21 protein-coding genes and 1 tRNA gene are annotated in these 20,485 nt (G+C 67.2%); 10 read left to right on the top strand and 12 right to left on the bottom strand.

Going from position 1 to position 20,485, the window contains the following annotated elements:
- Both AB5S17_RS16515 and AB5S17_RS16510 read right to left on the bottom strand, forming a co-directional pair.
- On the bottom strand, window positions 1–691 hold a 691-nt coding region (locus AB5S17_RS16515), incomplete at its 3' end, for a hypothetical protein (protein WP_369241315.1).
- A 447-nt stretch (window positions 692–1,138) separates the two neighbouring features.
- Window positions 1,139–1,228: transfer RNA gene (locus AB5S17_RS16510), tRNA-Ser, on the bottom strand.
- A 598-nt stretch (window positions 1,229–1,826) separates the two neighbouring features.
- On the opposite strand from AB5S17_RS16510, the gene AB5S17_RS16505 reads away from it, so the two are divergent.
- From AB5S17_RS16505 to mazG, 9 genes are all read left to right on the top strand, one after another.
- A complete protein-coding gene (locus tag AB5S17_RS16505) occupies window positions 1,827–3,137 on the top strand; it encodes a septal ring lytic transglycosylase RlpA family protein (protein ID WP_369241314.1) in 1,311 nt (436 codons plus the stop codon).
- Between the two features lie 142 nt (window positions 3,138–3,279).
- Window positions 3,280–4,470 (top strand): D-alanyl-D-alanine carboxypeptidase family protein, encoded by a 1,191-nt coding sequence (locus tag AB5S17_RS16500; RefSeq protein WP_369241312.1) that lies wholly within the window; start codon window positions 3,280–3,282, stop codon window positions 4,468–4,470.
- A gap of 22 nt (window positions 4,471–4,492) precedes the next feature.
- Window positions 4,493–5,173: a dTMP kinase gene (gene tmk / locus AB5S17_RS16495; protein ID WP_369241310.1), complete on the top strand. Its 681-nt coding sequence runs from the start codon at window positions 4,493–4,495 to the stop codon at window positions 5,171–5,173.
- Window positions 5,170–6,231, top strand: coding sequence for a DNA polymerase III subunit delta' (locus AB5S17_RS16490; protein ID WP_369241308.1), 1,062 nt, complete (start codon window positions 5,170–5,172; stop codon window positions 6,229–6,231). Before tmk ends, AB5S17_RS16490 begins: the two co-directional genes overlap by 4 nt.
- 99 nt (window positions 6,232–6,330) lie before the next feature.
- On the top strand, window positions 6,331–7,884 hold the full coding sequence (gene metG, locus AB5S17_RS16485; RefSeq protein ID WP_369241306.1) for a methionine--tRNA ligase: 1,554 nt from the start codon (window positions 6,331–6,333) through the stop codon (window positions 7,882–7,884).
- Complete coding sequence (locus tag AB5S17_RS16480) at window positions 7,884–8,684, top strand: TatD family hydrolase (RefSeq protein WP_369241304.1); 801 nt, start codon at window positions 7,884–7,886, stop codon at window positions 8,682–8,684. Before metG ends, AB5S17_RS16480 begins: the two co-directional genes overlap by 1 nt.
- A 16-nt stretch (window positions 8,685–8,700) precedes the next feature.
- Entirely contained in the window at window positions 8,701–9,510 is an 810-nt protein-coding gene (locus AB5S17_RS16475) for an MBL fold metallo-hydrolase (protein WP_369241302.1), read from the top strand.
- Window positions 9,507–10,088, top strand: coding sequence for an NADPH-dependent FMN reductase (locus AB5S17_RS16470; protein ID WP_369241300.1), 582 nt, complete (start codon window positions 9,507–9,509; stop codon window positions 10,086–10,088). Before AB5S17_RS16475 ends, AB5S17_RS16470 begins: the two co-directional genes overlap by 4 nt.
- Before the next feature lie 246 nt (window positions 10,089–10,334).
- Complete coding sequence (gene mazG, locus AB5S17_RS16465) at window positions 10,335–11,210, top strand: nucleoside triphosphate pyrophosphohydrolase (RefSeq protein ID WP_369241298.1); 876 nt, start codon at window positions 10,335–10,337, stop codon at window positions 11,208–11,210.
- Between the two features lie 207 nt (window positions 11,211–11,417).
- Here mazG and AB5S17_RS16460 read toward each other — a convergent pair whose 3' ends face one another.
- The 10 genes from AB5S17_RS16460 to AB5S17_RS16415 all read right to left on the bottom strand — a co-directional run bounded on the left by AB5S17_RS16460 (window position 11,418) and on the right by AB5S17_RS16415 (window position 19,602).
- Window positions 11,418–11,804, bottom strand: a complete 387-nt coding sequence (locus AB5S17_RS16460; protein ID WP_369241296.1) for a TfoX/Sxy family protein — start codon at window positions 11,802–11,804, stop codon at window positions 11,418–11,420.
- Between the two features lie 19 nt (window positions 11,805–11,823).
- Entirely contained in the window at window positions 11,824–12,225 is a 402-nt protein-coding gene (sufA, locus tag AB5S17_RS16455; RefSeq protein ID WP_369241294.1) for a Fe-S cluster assembly scaffold SufA, read from the bottom strand.
- A 101-nt stretch (window positions 12,226–12,326) separates the two neighbouring features.
- A complete protein-coding gene (locus tag AB5S17_RS16450; RefSeq protein WP_369241292.1) occupies window positions 12,327–12,746 on the bottom strand; it encodes a VOC family protein in 420 nt (139 codons plus the stop codon).
- 16 nt (window positions 12,747–12,762) lie between these two features.
- The gene (locus tag AB5S17_RS16445; RefSeq protein ID WP_369241290.1) at window positions 12,763–13,182 is read right to left on the bottom strand and encodes an SUF system Fe-S cluster assembly protein; all 420 of its coding nucleotides are present in this window, start codon (window positions 13,180–13,182) and stop codon (window positions 12,763–12,765) included.
- Window positions 13,183–13,192: 10 nt separating this feature from the next.
- Complete coding sequence (locus AB5S17_RS16440; protein ID WP_369241288.1) at window positions 13,193–14,443, bottom strand: cysteine desulfurase; 1,251 nt, start codon at window positions 14,441–14,443, stop codon at window positions 13,193–13,195.
- An 85-nt stretch (window positions 14,444–14,528) separates the two neighbouring features.
- On the bottom strand, window positions 14,529–15,794 hold the full coding sequence (sufD, locus tag AB5S17_RS16435; protein ID WP_369241286.1) for a Fe-S cluster assembly protein SufD: 1,266 nt from the start codon (window positions 15,792–15,794) through the stop codon (window positions 14,529–14,531).
- 2 nt (window positions 15,795–15,796) lie between these two features.
- Window positions 15,797–16,552, bottom strand: a complete 756-nt coding sequence (sufC, locus tag AB5S17_RS16430; protein WP_369241284.1) for a Fe-S cluster assembly ATPase SufC — start codon at window positions 16,550–16,552, stop codon at window positions 15,797–15,799.
- A gap of 12 nt (window positions 16,553–16,564) precedes the next feature.
- Window positions 16,565–16,774, bottom strand: coding sequence for a hypothetical protein (locus AB5S17_RS16425; RefSeq protein ID WP_369241282.1), 210 nt, complete (start codon window positions 16,772–16,774; stop codon window positions 16,565–16,567).
- On the bottom strand, window positions 16,771–18,291 hold the full coding sequence (gene sufB / locus AB5S17_RS16420) for a Fe-S cluster assembly protein SufB (protein WP_369241280.1): 1,521 nt from the start codon (window positions 18,289–18,291) through the stop codon (window positions 16,771–16,773). The genes AB5S17_RS16425 and sufB overlap by 4 nt, the downstream gene beginning before the upstream one ends.
- Window positions 18,292–18,426: 135 nt before the next feature.
- A complete protein-coding gene (locus tag AB5S17_RS16415; RefSeq protein WP_369241278.1) occupies window positions 18,427–19,602 on the bottom strand; it encodes a cysteine desulfurase family protein in 1,176 nt (391 codons plus the stop codon).
- Window positions 19,603–19,806: 204 nt separating this feature from the next.
- Here AB5S17_RS16415 and AB5S17_RS16410 point away from each other — a divergent pair, with 204 nt between their 5' ends.
- A complete protein-coding gene (locus AB5S17_RS16410; protein ID WP_369241276.1) occupies window positions 19,807–20,481 on the top strand; it encodes an alpha/beta hydrolase in 675 nt (224 codons plus the stop codon).
- Window positions 20,482–20,485: the final 4 nt, after the last annotated feature.

Genomic DNA, 20,485 nt, shown 5'->3' with positions numbered 1-20,485 from the left:
TGCGCAACCTTCGTCGCCGCGTCACGCGGTCCTGCTGACTTCCTTGCCGATGTCTGTCCCATGGCTCGATCCTCCTTCCCAAAATTAGCATGGAAAGAAGCTTAAGAGGACAAGTGAAGAAGAGTTCGGGCGCAGTCGGCTCGCCAAGATTTAGGTGCCCAAGCATCATGTATCCTTGGCCTGAGATATCCACCTCAAACGTTCTCAGCAGCCTGGAGGTTAAGGGCACAAAACGACCTGCCACCGCTAGGTCCGCATCATAGGTCGCCTTGCTCACCGCCTTCCACGATGCGTGGAGGCTATCTCCGCACTTCGTGTAGTACGATTTTGCCTCTTCTTCGGTGAGATATTCGTCTTCGACATCCACAAACCGGCCGGCGATGCCTGGCTCATCTGTAGGAACTACGTCGATCGAAACAGGAAAAAAGCTAGGATTTATGGCACGTAGAAGGGCCATCTTCGTCACCGCCTGGTACTCATTGCGCAACCGGTTGGAGACAGCCTCACCCGCGTCTTTATGAGCAGACACGGAGAGGAGCATAAGTTCTTCAATAATCATGCGGATATGGCCGAAGGCCTGCTGCAAATCGACGATTGAGAAGGGTGAGAAAGGCTCGTTCGTTGCGCGGTCTATGACCCGTTTCAGAGACTCGAGGTGAGCCCTGATCATCACCAAGTGATCGAAGGCCAACCGCTCCCTAGGTGTTAGAGCCTTTCCCTTCGTACGCGCAAATTCCAGCATCGAACGCAGAAACCCCACCAGTTCAAAACTGCTCGCTATGGTAACACGGATGTCTCCACACGCTTCGAATGTTTAACGCATCCAAGCACGCTTCCGTCGCTCTGTTCCTCAGGCTACAAGATCTACGCCCACGATTTGTGGCGCACGCCTCATCGATGAGCACCCAGCCGGAGCGTAGAGAGCCTTGGAACGGCTCTGGTGGGCGGCGCTTCAAAGCGGCTTCTAGACGGGGTAAGAGAGGCAAAACTGCCGCCTTGTGTTCTTGCGCGGCCCGCCGCGTTTTTTGTGCGCTACAGGTTGCCGAACCTTATGGCCACCAAAGGCGGCATGGTAGTTAGGCTATCGGTTAGGATAGCCTCGATATTCGCCCGCAAACCACTGAAATCATTGGACGTATGGCGGATGGGGTGGGATTCGAACCCACGGTACGCTCTCGCGCACGCCGGTTTTCAAGACCGGTTCCTTAAACCGCTCGGACACCCATCCACTGCCACGGGATTACCCGCGCGACCGGCGGGGCGCAAGGCGCTGCGGCGCGAGCCGGGGGACGGCGAGCAGCGGCAACCGGTTGCGCAGGCGCTCCTGAGGAGATGGGAGCGGCGCGGGGCAGGCGGGTCGAGCCGGTCGGAGCGCGGTTCTCAGCGCGCGACACTTCCGCTGTAACATAATGTGAACGCGCGGGGCTGACGCTTCCACAAGGTGGGAACTGCGGCCGAAATGCGGCAACAGCCATCTGGTGGCCGAGTTCTGTTCCTGATCTGTCCGCGATCGGCGATACGTCGCCCCGGCGGCGCCCGGGGATGTGGCCTGCCGCATCAATGGTTTGGCCGCCGGTTAAGACCGTGGCGTCTGCGATCGGGCGATTGCCGCCAACGGCGGCCGGGGATGACTCTGCCTGTGGCATATCGGCGACAGTCAAGCTGCGCCCAGCCGGTCGCCGGCCGGATCGGCTCGTTGCGCGTGACGGCGCTTCGGCACTTCGTCTGTTGATCAGACTTCCCCGACTTGGTTACATCTGCATCGAGAAGGCCGGGACTGCTGGGGAGCAGCCACCGGTACGGGGAACTGAAAAGGGGGCGTCGCCGTGGTATCAACCGGCGCGAAACGCATCCGTCATGCGGGTGCGGCGTGTATTATTGTTGCGACATCCTTCGCCGTCGCAGGCTGCCAGGGCTCGGGAACCCCGATCGAGCAGTTGGCGGGACTCGCGACGGCCGATCTTTCCACCACGGTGAAGTTTCCGTCCAAGACCTACGGCGTGCCGGCCAGTCCGCGGGTGACCGATGCCCTGCACGTGCGCAAGGGCGGCGGCCGCGAGATGGTCGGCAAGCCCTACAAGGTGAAGGGCAAGTGGTACTATCCGAAGGATCGCGAGCCCGGCTACACCAAGACCGGCACCGCCTCATGGTACGGCCCGAACTTCCACGGCCGCCTCACCGCCAATGGCGAAGTCTACGACATGCACGGGCTGACGGCCGCGCATAAGACCTTTCCGCTGCCGTCCTATGCGATGGTCACCAATCTCGACAACGGCTCCAAGGTCATGGTGCGGATCAACGATCGCGGCCCCTATGCCGACGACCGTCTGATCGACGTCTCTTCCGAGGCGGCCGACCTCCTCGGCTTCAAGGATACGGGCACGGCGCATGTGAAGGTCGAATATGTCGGCCGCGCGCCGCTCGAGGGCGACGACACGCAGATGCTGATGGCGAGCTACCGGCCGGGCGACGGCGGCGGCAAGGCTGCCGGCGGCACGCCGGACCAAGTCATGGTGGCGGAGAACCAGAGCCGGAGCGCCGACGACCTGTCCGCGGCGACGGCGTTCGCCGGCCTGCCGGGCGTCGGACCGGCGCAGCAGGACCGGCCGAGCCGGTCGACCGCCGGCGAGAAGCCGCTGTTCTCGCTGTTCCGGTCCTCCTTTGCCGAGGAGCGGAGCGCGGGCNGCGGCGACGGCGTTCGCCGGCCTGCCGGGCGTCGGACCGGCGCAGCAGGACCGGCCGAGCCGGTCGACCGCCGGCGAGAAGCCGCTGTTCTCGCTGTTCCGGTCCTCCTTTGCCGAGGAGCGGAGCGCGGGCGCGAAGGGCGCCGCCGCAGCACTTTCCTCGGCGCTCGCCCCGCAGCCGCTCGAGCGCATCAATATCGGCGTGATCGACAAGGAGACGCTGGCGCGGGTGAAGGCCGTGGCGCTCGGCCATGGCCGGCTGAGTGCGGAGGCGGTGCCCGGCAGCGACGGCATCTCCGCCGACCTCACGGTCGCCGCCGGAGAGAACACGGACGCCCTGTTGAAACGGCTCTGGCAGGTCGGCGCGGCCGACGCCTTCGTGCTGCACGATTGATCGACGGCGCCGGGGATGGTGCGCCTCGCGGCTTGCCGAAGCCACGGCGGCTGCGATAACTGAAGCCATGGCACCGGCACGCGCATATCTGATTGGAATTCCATCCGGCTTCTCGCCGGCCTGCCGGTCTTCGTTCTCTGCCGCGATCCGTAGCGGAATCGGGCGCAGGCGCGGGAATCCGGCGACGCGGCGACGCCCCGCATGATCGCGAAGAGGCCCCGCTTCGTCTTCACGCTCGCCGCGGCGGTCCTGACGGCCGCCGGCGCCTGCGGTGCTTTCGCGCAGCCGGAGGAGACCAAGCCGGCGATCGAGACATCCGCCAAGGAGGCGATGATCCTCGACGGCGGCACCGGCACGATCCTTTTCCAGAAGGACCCCGACACGGCGTTCCCGCCGGCCTCGCTCGCCAAGATGATGACCATGGACATCGTCTTCGAGGCGATCCGGAGCGGCCAGCTGAAGCTCGACACGGAGTTTCCGGTCTCGGTCAATGCCTGGCGCACGGGCGGGGCGCCCTCCGGCACGTCGACGATGTTCGCGGCGGTAAAATCCTCCGTGCCGGTCTCGGCGCTGATCCGCGGCGCGATCGTGCAGTCCGCGAACGACGCCTGCATCATTCTCGCCGAGGGGATGGCCGGCTCCGAGGAGAAGTTCGCGGAACAGATGAACAAGCGGGCCGCCGAACTCGGCATGACCGGCTCGCATTTCGTCAACCCGACCGGCCTTCCGGCGGACGGCCAGCATGTCACCGTGCGCGACCTCATCAAGCTGGCGCGCCACATCCGAACGACCTATCCGGACCTCTATAAGATCTACGCCGAACCCTCCTTCGAGTGGAACAAGATCCTCCAGCGTAACCGCAATCCGCTCCTGTCGCTGGACATCGGCGCGGACGGTATGGAGACCGGCTATACCGAGGCGTCGGGCTATGCGCTGCTCGGCGTCACCGACACCGGCGGGCGCACGACCTATCTGGCGATGAGCGGGCTGAAGACCTCGAAGGACCGCGCGGAGGAGGCCAAGAAGCTGTTGACCTGGGCGAACCAATCCTTCGATCGCGAGAATCTCTTCAAGTCCGGCGAGCGGGTCGGCTATGCCGGCGTCTTCGGCGGCGATGCGGGCAGCGTGCCGCTGATGGCCAAGCGGTCCGTCGACATTCTCGTCCCGCACCATGGGGAAGACCGGATCAAGGCGCGGATCCGCTACAACGGCCCGCTGACCGCACCGATCGAGGCGGGCGAGACCGTGGCCTCGCTCGACGTCATGCTCGACGACCGGACGGTGCTCAGCCGCGACCTCGTCGCCGGCGCGTCGGTCGCTCGCGGCAGCTTCACCGACCGCGCGCTCGGCGCCGCCAGGGAACTCGCCTTCGGCTGGGTCCGGGCGTTCTGATGCTGATGCGGGCGGAGACAACGTGAGAGGCTGCTTCATCACCTTCGAAGGCGGGGAGGGGAGCGGCAAGTCGACGCAGATCGCCCAGCTCGCCGCGCATCTGCGCTCGCAAGGCCGCTCCGTCACGATCACGCGTGAACCCGGCGGATCCCCGGGCGCCGAGGCGATCCGCCACATCATCCTGTCCGGCACGGCCGAGGAACTCGGGCCGGAGTGGGAGGCCGTGCTGTTCGCGGCGGCGCGGGCCGACCACGTGGCGCTGTTGATCAAGCCGGCTCTGGAGCGCGGCGACATCGTCCTGTGCGACCGCTTCCACGATTCGACCCGCGTCTATCAGTTCCTCGATCCGGCGCAGGATCGCCGGCTGCTCGAGCGGCTGGAGAAGGCGGCGTTGTCCGGCCTCTACCCCGACCTGACGATCATCATCGACGTGCCGGTGGAGACGGGCAGCGAACGGGCAGCCAAGCGGCGCGGCGACCGCAGCGCCGACCGGTTCGAGAAGGACGACATGGCGGTGCAGGAAGGACGGCGACAGGCCTTCCTGAAGATCGCCGCCGACGAGCCGGAGCGCTGCGTCGTCGTCAACGGCGACCGGCCGCTCCAGGAGGTCGCGCAGAAGATCGCGGCGATCGTCGACGACCGGCTGGAGGCGCGGCGCTTCGAGGCGATCGGGCAGAGCTTCAGCGTCGGAAACGGTCGATGACCCCGCTCTGGCAGGAGGTGCCGCCGGGCCACGATGCCATCGACGGCGTTCCGCCACCGTCGGCCACCATGACGCTGCACGGCCATCTGCGCCCGTGGCAGGCGTTTCGGGAGGCGCTGAGCGGCGACCGCCTGCATCACGCCTGGCTGCTCCAGGGGCCGCAGGGCGTCGGCAAGGCCACGGCCGCCTTCGCCTTCGCGCGCATCCTCAGCGGCGCCGGGGAGGGGGGCGGGGGCGGAGCGACGGCCTCCTTTTCCGAAGCGGACCCGATCGTGCGGCAGATCGCCATCGGCACCCTGCCCGGGCTGATCCACATCACCCGCCCGCCGGCCGACCGCGGCAGCGGCTTCCGCACCCAGATCACCGTCGACGAAGTGCGCAAGCTCAACCGGTTCTTTCAGGCGACGGCGTCCGGCCCGGGCTGGCGGATCGCCATCGTCGACCCGGCCGACGACCTCAACCGGTCGGCCGCCAACGCGCTCCTGAAGATGCTGGAGGAGCCGCCGCCGCGTTCGGTGTTCCTCATCGCCAACCATACGCCGGGACGCATCCTGCCGACCATCCGCTCGCGCTGCCGGCTGCTGCGCTTCGAGCCGCTGGCCGACGACGATCTGACGAAGGCGGTCGCGTCGGCGCATCCGGGCAGCAGCGCCGACGAGATCGGCGCGGCGGTCCCGCTGTCGGAGGGCAGCGTGCGGCAGGCGCTGATGCTGATCACCAGCGGCGGCATCGAGATCAACCGAGCGCTCGCGGGTCTCATCGAGGCGCCGCAGCCGGACTGGAATGCCATCCAGGGAATGCTCGACCAGCTGACGCAGAAGGGCCGCGAGGCGTCCTTCGATCTCCTGGTGACGGCGTTCCTCGCAGCGATCGCCGGCGCCAGCGAGGCGCGGCTGAATGCCGGCGATGCCGCGGGGGCGGCCCTGCTCGCCCGGCTCTGGCAGGAGGAGACGCGGCGCCTCGCCAAAGCCGCGGCCTACAATCTCGATCGCAAGCAGTCGCTGCTGACGCTGTTCGAGCGGTTCTTCGCCGCAAGGGACGGCCGCCGCGCGGCCTGAGCCTTTGCGATCGGCGCGCCGAAGCGTGCGGCTGATTGAGACCCACCGGCGAATGCTCTATGTCGCCAAGGGACTCATCCGAACGCATCCGAAGGCGCCATGGCCGAACGCTTCTACCTCACGACGGCGATCTCCTATCCGAACGGCAAGCCGCATATCGGCCATGCCTACGAGCTGATCGCGACGGATGCGCTGGCGCGCTTCAAGCGGCTCGACGGCTACGACGTGTTCTTCCTGACCGGCACCGACGAGCACGGCATCAAGATGCTGCAGACGGCGCGCGACCAGGGAATCAGCCCGCGCGAGCTGGCGGAGCGCAATTCCGCCGAGTTCAAGAAGATGGCGTCGGCCCTGGGCGGCTCCAACGACGACTTCATCCAGACCAGCGAGAAGCGCCACTATGAGGCCAGCCAGGCGATCTGGCTGCTCATGCAGAAGGCGGGCGACATCTACAAGGACGCCTATTCCGGCTGGTACTCCGTCCGCGACGAGGCCTACTACGCCGAGGACGAGACGACCGTCCGCGAGGACGGCAAGCGCTACGGGCCGCAGGGCACGCCGGTCGAATGGGTCGAGGAGGAGAGCTACTTCTTCCGCCTCTCCGCCTTCCAGGACCGGCTGCTCGCGCTCTACGAGGAGAACCCGGACTTCATCGGCCCGGCCGAGCGGCGCAACGAGGTCGTCTCCTTCGTGAAGTCCGGCTTGCGCGACCTGTCGATCTCGCGCACGACCTTCGACTGGGGCATCCCGGTGCCCGGCGACGAGAAGCACGTGATGTACGTCTGGGTCGACGCGCTGACCAACTATCTGACGGCGACAGGATTTCCGGGTGAGGGGGATCGCAGCCAGTTCTGGCCGGCAGATCTCCACGTCATCGGCAAGGACATCGTGCGCTTCCACACGGTCTACTGGCCGGCCTTCCTGTTGTCCGCGGGGCTGCCGCTGCCGAAACGTGTCTTTGCCCACGGCTTCCTGTTCAATCGCGGGGAGAAGATGTCGAAGTCGGTCGGCAACGTCATCGATCCCTTCGCGCTGATCGAGACCTACGGCCTCGACCGGCTGCGCTATTTCCTCCTGCGCGAGGTGCCCTTCGGCCAGGACGGCAATTATTCCCACGACGCGATCGTCAACCGGACGAACTCCGAACTCGCCAACGATCTCGGCAACCTCGCCCAGCGTTCGCTGTCGATGATCGCCAAGCACTGCGAGGCCAAGGTGCCGCAGCCGGGCCCGCTCGCGGAGGCGGACAAGGCGATCCTCGACATGGCGCACCAGCTTTTGCCGAAGGCCCGCGAGGCGATCGACCGGCAGGAGCTGCACACCGTGCTCGCCGGCATCATCGCGCTGGTGAGCGAGGCCAACCGCTACTTCGCCGGTCAGGAGCCCTGGGCGCTGCGGAAGTCCGATCCGGCGCGCATGGCGACGGTGCTCTTCGTCACGGCGGAGATCGTCCGCCGCGCGGCGATCCTCCTGCAGCCCTTCGTGCCCGAGAGCGCCGGCAAGCTGCTCGACACGCTCGGCGTCGACGCGGCCGCGCGCAGCTTTACCGAGCTGACGCCGGACGTCGCGCTGGTCCCGGGCCGGCCGCTGCCGCCGCCGCAGCCGGTGTTCCCGCGCTTCATCGATCCTCTGGCCGGCGAAACCCTGTCCTGATGCAGCCCTTCATCGTCGACAGCCACTGCCATCTCGACTTCCCGGACTTCGAAGGCGAGCACGACGCGCTGATCGCTCGGGCGAAGGCCGAGGGCGTGCAGCTCTTCGTGACGATCTCGACCTATGTCGCGCGCATCGAGCGGCTGAAGGCGATCGCGCGGGCGCATGCCGAGGTGTACGCCTCGGTCGGCACGCATCCGCTGAGCGCCGGCGACGAGCCGGACGTGCCGACGGCGGAGCTGGTGCGGCTGGCGGACGGCGACGAGAAGATCGTCGCGATCGGCGAGGCCGGTCTCGACTATCACTACGACAAGGCGCCGCACGACGTGCAGGCCGCGGTGTTCCTTCGGCATATCGCGGCGGCGCGCGAGACGGGTCTGCCGCTGGTGATCCATGCGCGCGATGCCGACGCCGACATGATCCGGATCCTGGAGCAGGAAAGCGGGAAGGGGGCCTTCCCCTTCATCCTGCACTGCTTCTCCTCCGGACGCGGCCTTGCCGAAGCCGGCCTTGCGCTCGGCGGATACGTGTCCTTCTCCGGCATCCTGACCTTCCGGAGCTCCGAGGAGATCCGTGCGATCGCGGCGGACGTTCCGATGGAGCGGCTGTTGGTCGAAACAGACGCGCCTTACCTTGCGCCGCCGCCGTACCGCGGCAAGCGGAACGAGCCGGCCTATGTACGCAAGACCGCCGAGGTGCTGGCGGAGGTGAAGGGCGTCGACCTCGACACCATTGCGCGCCAGACGTCGGACAATTTCTTCCGCCTGTTCGGCAAGATCCCCGATCCCCGGCAGGCTTGAGAACGAGGCGCCGACGGTGAGCGACATCCTGCGCCTGACCATTCTCGGCTGCTCGTCCTCGCCGGGCGTGCCGCGCATCAACGGCGACTGGGGCGCCTGCGACCCGGCGAATCCGAAGAACCGGCGCCGGCGCGCCGCGGCGCTGATCGAGCGCATCGGGCCCGGCGGGACGACGGTCGTCTCGATCGACTGCGGCCCGGATTTCCGCGAACAGATGCTGTCCGCCGCCGTCACCCGGCTCGACGGCGTCGTCCTGACCCATCCGCATGCCGACCACATCCACGGCCTCGACGACCTTCGGGGCTACATGCTGGCGCAGCGCGAACGCATCCGCGTCTACGCCGACGCGCAGACCTATGCGCGCGTGTTCGAGGCCTTCCGCTACTGCTTCGAGACGCCGCCCGGCAGCAGCTACCCGCCGGTCGTCCAGCACGTTCCGATCGAAGCCGGCCGCGCTTTCACCATCGACGGGCCCGGCGGAGCGGTCGAGATCCTGCCGTTCGACCAGGTGCACGGCTCGATCACCTCGCTCGGCCTCCGGATCGGTCCGTTTGCCTATTGCAGCGACGTCAGCGACTTCCCGGAAGCCGCCGTGACGGCGATCACCGGTGCGCGGCACATCGTCATCGACGCCCTGCAGTACCGCGAGCATCCGAGCCATCTCTCGGTCGACCAGGCGCTCGCATGGATCGAGCGGCTCGGCGTCGAGCGCGCGGCGCTGACTCATATGCACACGCCGCTCGACTACGAGGTGCTGCGGCGCCGGCTGCCGGACCATGTCGAGCCGGCCTATGACGGGCTCGTGGTCGAGCTGCCGATCGAATGAACCCGGACGCGGCTGCCGGCGAGGATCACGGACCGTGCTTCCTGGCGATCTGCGGCAGCCTGCGGAAGATCTCGACGAACCGTGCGCTGCTGGAGGCGTTCGAGCGCCATGCTCCGCGGCCCATCCAGGTGGAGATCGCTCCGGACATCGGCGTTCTGCCGCCGTTCAATCCCGACCGCGAAGGCTCGTCGACGCCGGTCGAGGTGACGGCCTTCGCGCAGAAGATCAGGCGATCGCACGGTATCGTCATCGCGGCGCCGGAATATGCGCACGGTATTCCCGGTGCGTTGAAGAACGCGCTGGACTGGCTGGTTTCACGCTCGGAGATTCCTGGCAAGCCGGTGATGCTCGTGCACGCTTCGACCCGCGGGTCCTTCGTGCGCGAGCATCTCACCGAAGTGCTGCGGACGATGTCGGTCCGGCTGTTCGACGCGGCAGCGTTCGAACTGCACCTGATCGGAAGGACGCCCGAGGAGGCCCGGAGTCTGCTGGACACCGAGGAGCAGATCCGCCGCATCCGCGCGACCATGGAAGCGTTTGCGGCCTTCGCCAGCAGAATGGCCGAGGAGCAAGCCTGACCGCGGCACCAGCACGGAGCCGCCCGGGCAAAACCGAACTACCGTTTATGTTCCATAATCTATCTTATGCCACTTAGGCATATGCGCTTGGCGGTCCGTGCTCTAGCCATCTGGTCACAGGCCGCGAAATGTTCCTCCGGCTTGGTGGCCTCCTGACCGTGGACGGTTCCTCGTCCCCTTTCCGACGGCTCCTCAGACGGCTATTCCAGCGTTGACTGAAATCGCCTCGAAATCCGGAGCCTTGGAATGACGCCATCGCGGGAGGTTTCGCGCCTCGTCGAGATCATGGCTGCGCTGCGTGATCCGCAGTCCGGCTGCCCGTGGGACCTCGAACAGGACTTCACGACGATCGCGCCCTACACGATCGAGGAAGCCTACGAGGTCGCAGACGCGATCGAGCGCGACGACGCTGTCGATCTCAAGGAGGAACTCGGCGACCTGCTTCTGCAGGTCGTCTATCATGCGCAGCTGGCGGCCGAGAAAGGCCTGTTCGACTTTGGCGACGTCGTCGCCGGCATCACGAAGAAGATGATCCGGCGCCACCCGCACGTCTTCGGCGACGCCGAGGCCCGCTCGGCCAGAAGCGCCAAGGGCCAGTGGGAGACGATCAAGGCGGCGGAAAAGGCCGAGCGGCTGGACGCGCGGTCGCAGGCCGAGACCGCAAGCCTCTCCGGCCGACCGATGCCGGCCGCAACCGGCACGCCGCGCCATCTCGATCAGGTTCCGGCCGGCTTTGCCGCGCTGACCCTGGCGCTGAAGGTGCAGAAGCAGGCCGCCAAGGTCGGCTTCGACTGGGACCGGCCCGAGCCGATTCTCGCCAAGATCGAGGAGGAAATCGCCGAGCTGGCTGAGGTCGTGGAGACAGGTGACCGCGACGGCGCCGAGGACGAGATGGGCGACCTGCTGTTCTCCGTCGTCAATCTCGCGCGCTTCCACGAGATCGACCCTGAAGCCGCGCTCAGGCGCTGCGTGCGCAAGTTCCGCGACCGCTTCGGCTTCATCGAGGACGGGCTCGAGGCCTCCGGCAGGACGCTCGCGGACGCCAGCCTCGACGAGATGGAGGCGCTCTGGGTGGCGGCGAAAGGTGCGCGAGTTGCAAAGGACTCGTCATCCCGGCCTTGATCCGGGACCCATGCCAAGTCCTTGTAATTGTGGATGTTCCTGCGGTCGAGAGCCAGCTGAACGGCCGAGGCATGGATCCGGGATCAAGGCCGGGATGACGAGCGTCGCGTTACGATCGCGCCCGTCCTGAAATGGCTCTGCGGAAGCACCGAAGGGCGGGTACCGTCCTGAACCGGGGCAATGCCGCACACATCGCCATCCGCGACTTCAGCCGGCCGGCGCGGCATTCCTGGGCTTGCGCCGGCGCGGTGCGGCGGCAGCTTTCGGCTTCTCCGCCAGTGCCACCCGCCGCGCCGCATCGTCCGCCACCGCGATCCAGCGGGTGGCTTGGTCGGGGTCGTCGAAGGCGTCGTCCGGCATCCGCCAATACGGCATCTTCACCGGCTGCCGGCCGGGACGCTGATAGGTCCAGCGCTCGAGACCGGCAGCCGCGTAGACAGCCTCGCTTTCAGGATCGCTCTTGAGATAGAGGGTGCCGCGGATGACGACGGCGACGATGCGCCCGTCCGCATAGATGCCCTGGCCACCGAACATCCGGCGGATCGCAAGGCCGGGCAGCGAGGCGAAGAGATCCCGGAGGAATTCCTCGTCCATCCGCCCTGCCCGCTTCGGATCAGCCGGCCTGGCCGACCGCGTTTCCGGCGCCTGCGCCGGCCATCGCCGCGAGATCCGCCTGCTTCAGCTCGACGGACTCGCCGCAGCCGCAGGCGGACGTCTGGTTCGGGTTCTTGAAGGTGAAGCCCGAGCGCAGCACCGTCTCCTCGTAGTCCATCTCGGTCCCGAGGAGGAAGAGCACGGCTTCAGGTGCCACGAGCACCCGGGCGCCGTCCTTCTCGATCAGGTCCTCGTTCGGCTTCTTCTCCGTCGCGAGGTCGATCGTGTATTCCATGCCGGCGCAGCCGCCCTTCTTCACGCCGACCCGAACGCCGAGCGCATCCGGCCCCTTGGCCGCGAGGATCGCCTTGACGCGGGCGGCGGCGGCATCGGTCATGGTCATCACGGCGAAACGGCTCATCGCGGTTTCCTCTCGGCTGTCTGCACTGCGGAATCTACGGGAAAGATGGGACGTTTGCACCTCGCCCGCAAGCCGACGCCGCGTTCGCGAGACGAGGACGGTCAGCTTCGCGCCCAGAGATCGCGCGTCACCAACTCGCCGGCATGCCCGTCCGGATCGCGGAAATAGAGGCTGTGGCCGCGCCCGTTCGACCAGGCGACCTCGCTCTCAACCGGAACGCCGCAGGCGCGGAGATGCGCGCGCCAGGCATCGACCTGATCCTCGGCGATGCCGAGCGCGAAATGGTTCGGACCGCTGCCGTCATGCGGCGGGATGGTGCCGCCCGGCGTCTCCACCGGTTCCAGCGTACCGCCGCGGGCGAAGAGGATCAGGGCGCTGCCGTCCGGCAGGCGGAAGACCGTGATCCGGTCGTCCGAGAACAGCGGATCGAATCCCAGCAGCCGGCGATAGAACGCGCGGGAGGCCTCCATGTCGTCGACATAGAGGCACATCTCCAGGAGACCCGAAACCGCCGGAGCCATCACCGTTCGGTCCTGCTCAGAACCAGCCGACCGCGACCTGGGCTTCCTCGCTCATGCGCTCCGGCGTCCAGGGCGGATCAAAGACGATCTCGACATGCACCTGGCCGACGCCGTCCACCGAGCCGACCGCGTTCTCGACCCAGATCGGCATCTCGCCGGCGACCGGGCAGCCCGGCGCCGTCAGCGTCATCTCCAGGTCGACATTGCGCTCGTCGTCGATGTCGATCTTGTAGATCAGGCCGAGTTCGTAGATGTCGGCCGGGATCTCCGGATCATAGACGGTCTTCAGCGCGCCGATGATGTCGTCGGTCAGGCGTGTCAGTTCCTCCGGCGGGATCGCCGAAGCAGGAGCGCCGCCGGACGCCATGGCCATGTTGGCGGCGGCGGTGTCGTCCGCCGGCGCGGCCTTGGTCTCGATATCGGCTTCGTCGGTCATCGCATCATCCTCAGGCGAAGAAACGCCTCGCCTTTTCGAGCGCTTCGGCAAGCGCGTCGACTTCATTTCGGGTGTTGTACATAGCAAAGGACGCCCGGCATGTGGAGGTCGCGCCGAACCGCTTCAAGAGCGGCTGGGCGCAGTGCGTCCCCGCGCGCACCGCCACGCCCTCGCGGTCGATGACCATCGAGACGTCGTGGGCGTGGATGCCGGCGAGGTCGAAGGAGACGATCGCGCCCTTGCCCGGCGCCTCGCCGTAGATCTTCAGCGAATTCACCGCCTTCAGCCGCTCGTGCGCATAGTCGCGGAGATCCGCCTCATGCGCCGCGATCGCGTCGCGGCCGATCTCCCGCATGTAGTCGAGCGCCGCCCCGAGCCCGATCGCCTGGACGATCGGCGGCGTGCCCGCCTCGAAGCGGTGCGGCGGCGCGTTATAGGTGACGGTGTCTTCGGTCACCTCGACGATCATTTCGCCGCCGCCATTGAACGGCCGCGTCGCCTCCAGCATCTCGGGCCGGCCGTAGAGCACGCCGATACCCGAGGGCCCGTACACCTTGTGGCCGGTGAAGACGTAGAAGTCGCAGCCGATGTCCTGAACGTCGACCGGCAGGTGGACGGCGCCCTGGCTGCCGTCGACCAGAACCTTGATGCCCTTGGCATGCGCCAGCGCCGTAACCGCCTTCACGTCGACCACGGTGCCGAGGACGTTCGACATGTGGGTCGTCGCGACGAGCTTGGTGCGCGGCGTGATCGCCCACTCGAAGGCCTCGACGTCGACCGAGCCGTCGTCGGCAACGGGGACGAAGACGAGCTTGGCGCCCTTCTTCTCCCGGATGAAGTGCCAGGGCACGATGTTGGAGTGGTGCTCCATCAGGGTGAGGACGATCTCGTCGCCCTCCCCGATCTCGTTCATCCCCCAGCCATAGGCGACGAGGTTGATCGCCTCGGTCGCCGAGCGGGTGAAGACGATCTCCTCGGGCGAGCCCGCATGCAGGAACTCCGCAACCTTGCCCCGCGCCGCCTCGTAGGCCTCGGTCGAGCGGTTCGAGAGGTAGTGCAGGCCGCGATGGACGTTTGCATAGTCCTCGCTGTAGGCGCGCATGATCGTGTCGAGCACCGCGCGCGGCTTCTGCGCGGAGGCGCCGTTGTCGAGATAGACCAAGGGCTTGCCGTAGACTTCCTTCGAGAGGATCGGGAAGTCGGCGCGGATCTTGTCGACGTCGTAGCCGCCGGTGCCGGCGAAGGTGGCGTGGGCCGTCATGGTCTCGAAACTCCAGTTTCGCTCATCCCGCCGGCCGCACGGACCGGCAGGATCGCGGGACGCGGAAGACGCGTCCCCGCAGAAATCAGTGGCTGCGTTCGAGCCAGGCGTCGATGCGGCCCATCAGCGCCGTATCCACCGCCTCGTCCTCGAGTTCCTCGACCACCTCGGCGACGAAGGCCTTGATCAGCAGCGCGCGCGCCTGCGGCTCGGGGATGCCCCGCGACATAAGGTAGAACAGGTGGTCGGCGTTGATCTCGCCGGCCGTCGCGCCATGGCCGCACTGCACGTCGTCGGCGAAGATCTCGAGCTCGGGCTTGGCCGAGAAGTCGCCGTCATCCGACAGGAGCAGCGAATTGCAGGCCATCTTGGCGTCGGTCTTCTGCGCGCCCTTCGACACCTTGATCATGCCCTGGAAGACGCCGTGGCCGCCGGTCACCACGTTCCGGAACGTCTCGGTCGCCGTTGTGTTCGGGAAGGTGTGATTCAGCGTGGTCGTCACGTCGACGTGCTGGTCGTGCTCCAGAAGGTTCACGCCGCGGATCTGGATGTCGCCGCCCTCGCCCGCCGTCACCGTGTGCACCTCGTAGCGGACGAGGCCGCCGCCGGCGTTCAGCACGAACAGGCGGAAGGTCGCATCGGTGCCGACCGTGACGTTCAGCTGGCCGAGATGCGCCGCGCCCGGCTGCTTCTCCTGGTCGACGACCCAGAGAACCTCGGCGCCGTCGCCGATCGACAGGTCGCAGATGCCGGTCGAGGGCGCCGGCGAGCCGCCGCCCTCGATGCGCTCGACGAGCGTCGCTTTCGCGCCGGCGCCGATCCGCACGCGGGCATAGGCGTGCGACTGCAGGCCGACGCCGCTGCGCAGCTCGACGGGCGCGGCGAGATCCGCACCGTCCGCCACCGACAGGTCCGTCGCCCGCGCGCCGAAGGCAGCGTTGATCACGCGGATCGTGTCGACCGGCCGGTCGAGATGGTTCGGGCTCTTCCGCCAGTCGGCAAGGTCTTCCGTCTCGGCGACCGTCACGTCCTCCGGCAGGCTCGCCGACAGCGGCTGGTCGAGATCGACGACCGTCGCGCCCGGCACGAAGGGTGCGAGCACGGTTTCGCCGCCGGGGTTCTCCCGGTCCGCCACCGCCTCCAGGAGGCCTTCGTCCTTGCCGATGCGCCGGCCCATCAGGGCGCGCAGGTCGGTGTAGTGCCAGGCCTCGATCCGGCGATGCGGCAGGCCTTCGCGGCGCAGCGCCTCGATCGCGGCGCGGCGCGCATCCACGTCGGTGCCGGTCGCGGCGGCGAGATCGACCAGCGCGGTCTCCGCCGGCGTCCGGGGTCTGAGTTCGGTGACGCTCATGATCAGGCCGCCTCGCCGATGATCTGGCTGTAGCCCTCGTTCTCCAGCTGCAGGGCGAGCGACTTGTCGCCGGTCTTGATGATCCGGCCCTTGTAGAGGACGTGGACCGTGTCCGGCACGATGTAGTCGAGCAGACGCTGGTAATGCGTGATGACGAGGAAGGAGCGCTCCGGCGAGCGCAGCGCGTTGACGCCGTCCGCGACGATCTTCAGCGCGTCGATATCGAGGCCGGAATCGGTCTCGTCCATCACGCAGAGCTTCGGCTCGAGCAGCGCCATCTGCAGGATCTCGGCGCGCTTCTTCTCGCCGCCGGAGAAGCCGACGTTGAGCGGCCGCTTCAGCATCTCGGCGTCGATCTTCAGCTCCGCCGCCGACGCCTTCACCCGACGCATGAACTCCGGCGTCGTCAGCTCGCCCTCGCCGCGCGCCTTGCGCTGCGCATTGAGCGCGGTCTTCAGGAAGGTCATGGTGGCGACGCCCGGGATCTCCAGCGGATACTGGAAGGCGAGGAACACGCCGCTCGCGGCGCGCTCGGCCGGGTCCATCTCCAGGATCGACTCGCCGTTGTAGAGGATGTCGCCGCCGGTGACCTCGTAGTCGTCGCGCCCGGCGAGGATGTAGGACAGCGTCGACTTGCCGGAGCCGTTCGGCCCCATGATGGCGGCCACCTCGCCGTCCTGGACGGTCAGGTCGATGCCCCTGAGGATTTCGGTGCCCTCGTCGGCGACGCGGGCGTGGAGGTTCTTGATCTCGAGCATGGTTCTCGTTCGTCAGCGTGTGTTCATATCGGTGTCGTCGACTTTGCGGAGCTCGGCGAGAAGCCGGTCGCGCTCGGCCTGGAGCGTTTCGATCTCGTCGGCGAAGATCGGATCCATGTCGCTTCCCTGCGCCATGGTCACCCGCTCGCGCGCCTGTTCGATCTCGTCCTCGATCCGGCGGAGCCGGCCTTCAAGGCCGTCGGCAGGGCCCGGCGTGGTCACCCCACCGACCCTTCCAGCGAGATCCCGATCAGCTTCTGCGCCTCGACGGCGAACTCCATCGGCAGCTGCTGGATGACGTCCTTGACGAAGCCGTTGACGATCAGCGCCACGGCCTCCTCCTCCGGGATGCCACGCTGCATGCAGTAGAACAGCTGGTCGTCGGAGATCTTCGACGTCGTCGCCTCGTGCTCGAACTGCGCGGTCGAGTTCTTCGCCTCGATATAGGGCACGGTGTGCGCGCCGCACTCCTCGCCGATGAGGAGCGAGTCGCACTGGGTGAAGTTGCGGGCATTGGTCGCGCGGCGGTTGGCCGAGACCTGGCCGCGATAGGTGTTGTTCGACTGGCCGGCCGAGATGCCCTTGGAGATGATCCGGCTCGTCGTGTTCTTGCCGAGATGGATCATCTTGGTGCCGGAATCGATCTGCTGGCGCCCGTTCGACACGGCGATCGAGTAGAACTCGCCGCGCGAATTGTCGCCCCGAAGGATGCAGGACGGGTACTTCCAGGTGATCGCGGAGCCGGTCTCGACCTGCGTCCAGGAGATGCGCGAGTTCCTGCCGCGGCAGTCGCCGCGCTTGGTGACGAAGTTGTAGATGCCGCCCTTGCCGTCCTTGTCGCCGGGGAACCAGTTCTGGACGGTCGAGTACTTGATCTCGGCATCGTCGAGCGCGACGAGTTCGACGACGGCCGCGTGCAGCTGGTTCTCGTCGCGCTGCGGCGCGGTGCAGCCCTCGAGATAGGAGACGTAGGCGCCCTCGTCGGCGATGATTAGCGTCCGCTCGAACTGGCCGGTGTTCCGCTCGTTGATGCGGAAATAGGTCGACAGCTCCATCGGGCAGCGCACGCCCTTCGGCACGTAGACGAAGGACCCGTCGGTGAAGACGGCCGAGTTTAGCGTCGCGTAGTAGTTGTCGGAGGACGGCACGACCGAGCCGAGGTACTTCTTCACGAGCTCGGGATGCTCCCGGATCGCCTCGGAGATCGGCATGAAGATCACGCCGGCCTTCTGCAGCTCCTTCTTAAAGGTCGTCGCGACCGAGACCGAATCGAACACCGCGTCGACCGCGACGCGGCCACTCGGCGCCGGCAGCCGGTCGTCGTCCTCGGTAACGTCCTCGCCCTGCGGCTTGACGACGCCGGCGAGGATCTCCTGCTCCTTCAGCGGGATGCCGAGCTTCTCGTAGGTCCTGAGAATCTCCGGATCGACCTCGTCGAGCGACTTCGGGCCGGACATCGACTTCGGCGCGGCGTAGTAATGGATGTCCTGGAAGTCGATCTTCGGATAGTCGACGCGCGCCCAGTCGGGCTCGTCCATCGTCTTCCAGCGCTCGAAGGCCTCCAGCCGCCAGTCCAGCATCCACTGCGGCTCGCCCTTCTTGGCGGAGATCAGCCGGATGATGTCCTCGTTCAGCCCCTTCGGGGCGACGTCCATCTCGATCAGCGTCTCGAAACCGTATTTGTACTGGTCGACGTCGATCTTGCGGACCTGGTCGATGGTTTCCTGGACTGCAGGCATTCGAATTCTCCATACTCGCCGGATTCAAGGTCCGGTGGACGGGATCAGACTGGCACGGAAACAGCGCGCTTCGTGCCCCAGACATAGTGTCGAGGTGACCGGCTTTTTAGAGCCGTTCCCCGGATACGCAAGCGCTCATGCCGCCCGCCCCCGCCCCGGCGCCCGGATCGTGCGGGCCGCAAGGCTCGCAAAAGCGTCGGCAAAGCGCAGGAGGTCGTCCAGAGCGGTGTCCGGGCCGAAGCTGACACGGATCGCCCCATCCTGCGGCGACAGGGCGAGCCCGCCCTTTGCCATCGCCTCCACCACATGGCTGCGGCCGACCTTGCCGGACGAGCAGGCGGAGCCCGCGGACACGGCGAAGCCGGCGAGATCGAGCGCGATCTGCGCCGTTTCGGCGCGCAACCCCGGCACCGCGACGGCAACGGTGTTGGGAATCCTCTGCGCGGCCTCCCCGAGAATCACCGCGCCCGGAACCCGCGTCAGAAGCATCCGCTCCAGCGTCTCGCGCCGGGCGGCCATCTCCCGCGCCGGGTCTTTGCCCCGCGCGAAGGCGACCTCGGCCGCGGCGCCAAAGCTCGCGATCGCCGGGACAGGTTCGGTGCCGGAGCGGCGGCCGCCCTCCTGCCCGCCTCCGCGGATCAGTGCGAAGGGCCGCGTCGCGGCCTCCGCCAGCACCAGCGCGCCGACGCCCTTCGCCGCGCCGAGCTTGTGGCCGGAGAGGATCAGCGCGTCCGCTCCCGTCTCGGCCAGGGAGACCGGCATACGTCCGACCGCCTGGACGACGTCGAGCACCAGGAGCACCGGCTTGTCGGCGACCACCGCCCGGATGCGGTCCAACGGCTGCACGACCCCCGTCTCGGAATTCGCGAGCGTCAGCGCCAGGAGGCCGGTTTCGCCGGGCCCGAGCCCGTCGACCCATTCGGCGAGGGCGCCCGGCAGGAACGCCCCGCTCCCGTCGACCGGAAGGCGCGTGACATCCTCCGCCGGGAACCCGCCGGCCTCGCGCAGGCAGGGGTGGTCGGTGTCCAGGACGGCGAGGCGCGACACCCGCCGCTCCACGCCGGCGACCAGCCACCGCGGCGTCAGGCTGTTCGCCGCCGCTTCGGTGGCACCGCTGGTGAAGACGACGTTTTCGCTCTCGGCGCCCAGAAGGCGCGCCACCGAAACCCGCGCCCGCTCGACCAAAGCCCGGGCGGCGCGGCCTTCCCCGTGCACCGACGACGGGTTCGCCGCGTCGAGCGCGGCAGCCAGCGCCTCCCGCGCCTCCGGCAGGATCGGCGCGGTCGCGTTGTAGTCCAGATACAGGCGCACGGCGTCGTCTCGCATGGTCTCGCAGCGTGGCTTCCGCCGAACCGACGCAAATTCCTTGAATTTTTGCCGATCGACGGACTAAAAGACGCGCTCGGATGGCGTCCTTAGTTTTGAATCATTCTAAACTGGAACTTACGAGGCAAGTTTCGCCTCGTCAAGCGGCGCCGGGATGCGCGACGCCACAGCTTCACAGGATACACTATAATGCCCGAAGTGATCTTCAATGGGCCGGCGGGCCGGCTGGAAGGCCGGTATCAGGCCGCCAAGGAGAAGAACGCCCCGATCGCGATCGTCCTCCACCCGCATCCGCGGTTCGGCGGCACGATGAACAACCAGATCGTCTACCAGCTCTTCTACATGTTCGTCGAACGCGGCTTCACCACGCTGCGCTTCAACTTCCGCGGCATCGGCCGCAGCCAGGGCGAGTTCGACCACGGCGCTGGTGAACTGTCCGATGCGGCCTCCGCGCTCGACTGGGTGCAGAGCCTGCATCCCGACTCCAAGCAGTGCTGGGTCGCCGGCTATTCCTTCGGCGCCTGGATCGGCATGCAGCTGTTGATGCGCCGGCCGGAGATCGAGGGCTTCTTCTCGATCGCTCCTCAGCCGAACTCCTACGACTTCTCGTTCCTGGCGCCCTGCCCCTCCTCCGGCCTGATCATCCACGGCTCGAAGGACCGTGTGGCGCCGCCGAAGGACGTCCAGACGCTGGTCGACAAGCTGAAGACCCAGAAGGGCATCGTCATCACGCAGAAGACGATGGAGGACGCCAATCACTTCTTCACCGACCGGGTCGACGAGCTGATCGGCGAATGCGCCGACTATCTCGACCGGCGCCTCGCCGGCGAACTGTCGGACCCGCGTCCGAAGCGGCTGCGCTGACGCT

It is taken from the genome of Jiella sp. M17.18, assembly GCF_041027365.1.
Classification (GTDB): Bacteria; Pseudomonadota; Alphaproteobacteria; order Rhizobiales; family Rhizobiaceae; genus VKMB-3413.
The sequence above is the reverse complement of the archived record's forward strand: the minus strand, read 5'-3'. Positions and strand labels throughout refer to the sequence as shown.

What these genes read in the sequence shown, in the direction of transcription:
- AB5S17_RS16500 (WP_369241312.1), top strand. Translation starts at nt 3,280, where the DNA reads ATGATCGCGAAGAGGCCCCGCTTCGTCTTCACGCTCGCCGCGGCGGTC.
- AB5S17_RS16490 (WP_369241308.1), top strand. Translation starts at nt 5,170, where the DNA reads ATGACCCCGCTCTGGCAGGAGGTGCCGCCGGGCCACGATGCCATCGAC.
- metG (WP_369241306.1), top strand. Translation starts at nt 6,331, where the DNA reads ATGGCCGAACGCTTCTACCTCACGACGGCGATCTCCTATCCGAACGGC.
- AB5S17_RS16480 (WP_369241304.1), top strand. Translation starts at nt 7,884, where the DNA reads ATGCAGCCCTTCATCGTCGACAGCCACTGCCATCTCGACTTCCCGGAC.
- AB5S17_RS16470 (WP_369241300.1), top strand. Translation starts at nt 9,507, where the DNA reads ATGAACCCGGACGCGGCTGCCGGCGAGGATCACGGACCGTGCTTCCTG.
- mazG (WP_369241298.1), top strand. Translation starts at nt 10,335, where the DNA reads ATGACGCCATCGCGGGAGGTTTCGCGCCTCGTCGAGATCATGGCTGCG.
- AB5S17_RS16460 (WP_369241296.1), bottom strand. Translation starts at nt 11,804, where the DNA reads ATGGACGAGGAATTCCTCCGGGATCTCTTCGCCTCGCTGCCCGGCCTT.
- sufA (WP_369241294.1), bottom strand. Translation starts at nt 12,225, where the DNA reads ATGAGCCGTTTCGCCGTGATGACCATGACCGATGCCGCCGCCGCCCGC.
- AB5S17_RS16450 (WP_369241292.1), bottom strand. Translation starts at nt 12,746, where the DNA reads ATGGCTCCGGCGGTTTCGGGTCTCCTGGAGATGTGCCTCTATGTCGAC.
- AB5S17_RS16445 (WP_369241290.1), bottom strand. Translation starts at nt 13,182, where the DNA reads ATGACCGACGAAGCCGATATCGAGACCAAGGCCGCGCCGGCGGACGAC.
- AB5S17_RS16440 (WP_369241288.1), bottom strand. Translation starts at nt 14,443, where the DNA reads ATGACGGCCCACGCCACCTTCGCCGGCACCGGCGGCTACGACGTCGAC.
- sufD (WP_369241286.1), bottom strand. Translation starts at nt 15,794, where the DNA reads ATGAGCGTCACCGAACTCAGACCCCGGACGCCGGCGGAGACCGCGCTG.
- sufC (WP_369241284.1), bottom strand. Translation starts at nt 16,552, where the DNA reads ATGCTCGAGATCAAGAACCTCCACGCCCGCGTCGCCGACGAGGGCACC.
- sufB (WP_369241280.1), bottom strand. Translation starts at nt 18,291, where the DNA reads ATGCCTGCAGTCCAGGAAACCATCGACCAGGTCCGCAAGATCGACGTC.
- AB5S17_RS16410 (WP_369241276.1), top strand. Translation starts at nt 19,807, where the DNA reads ATGCCCGAAGTGATCTTCAATGGGCCGGCGGGCCGGCTGGAAGGCCGG.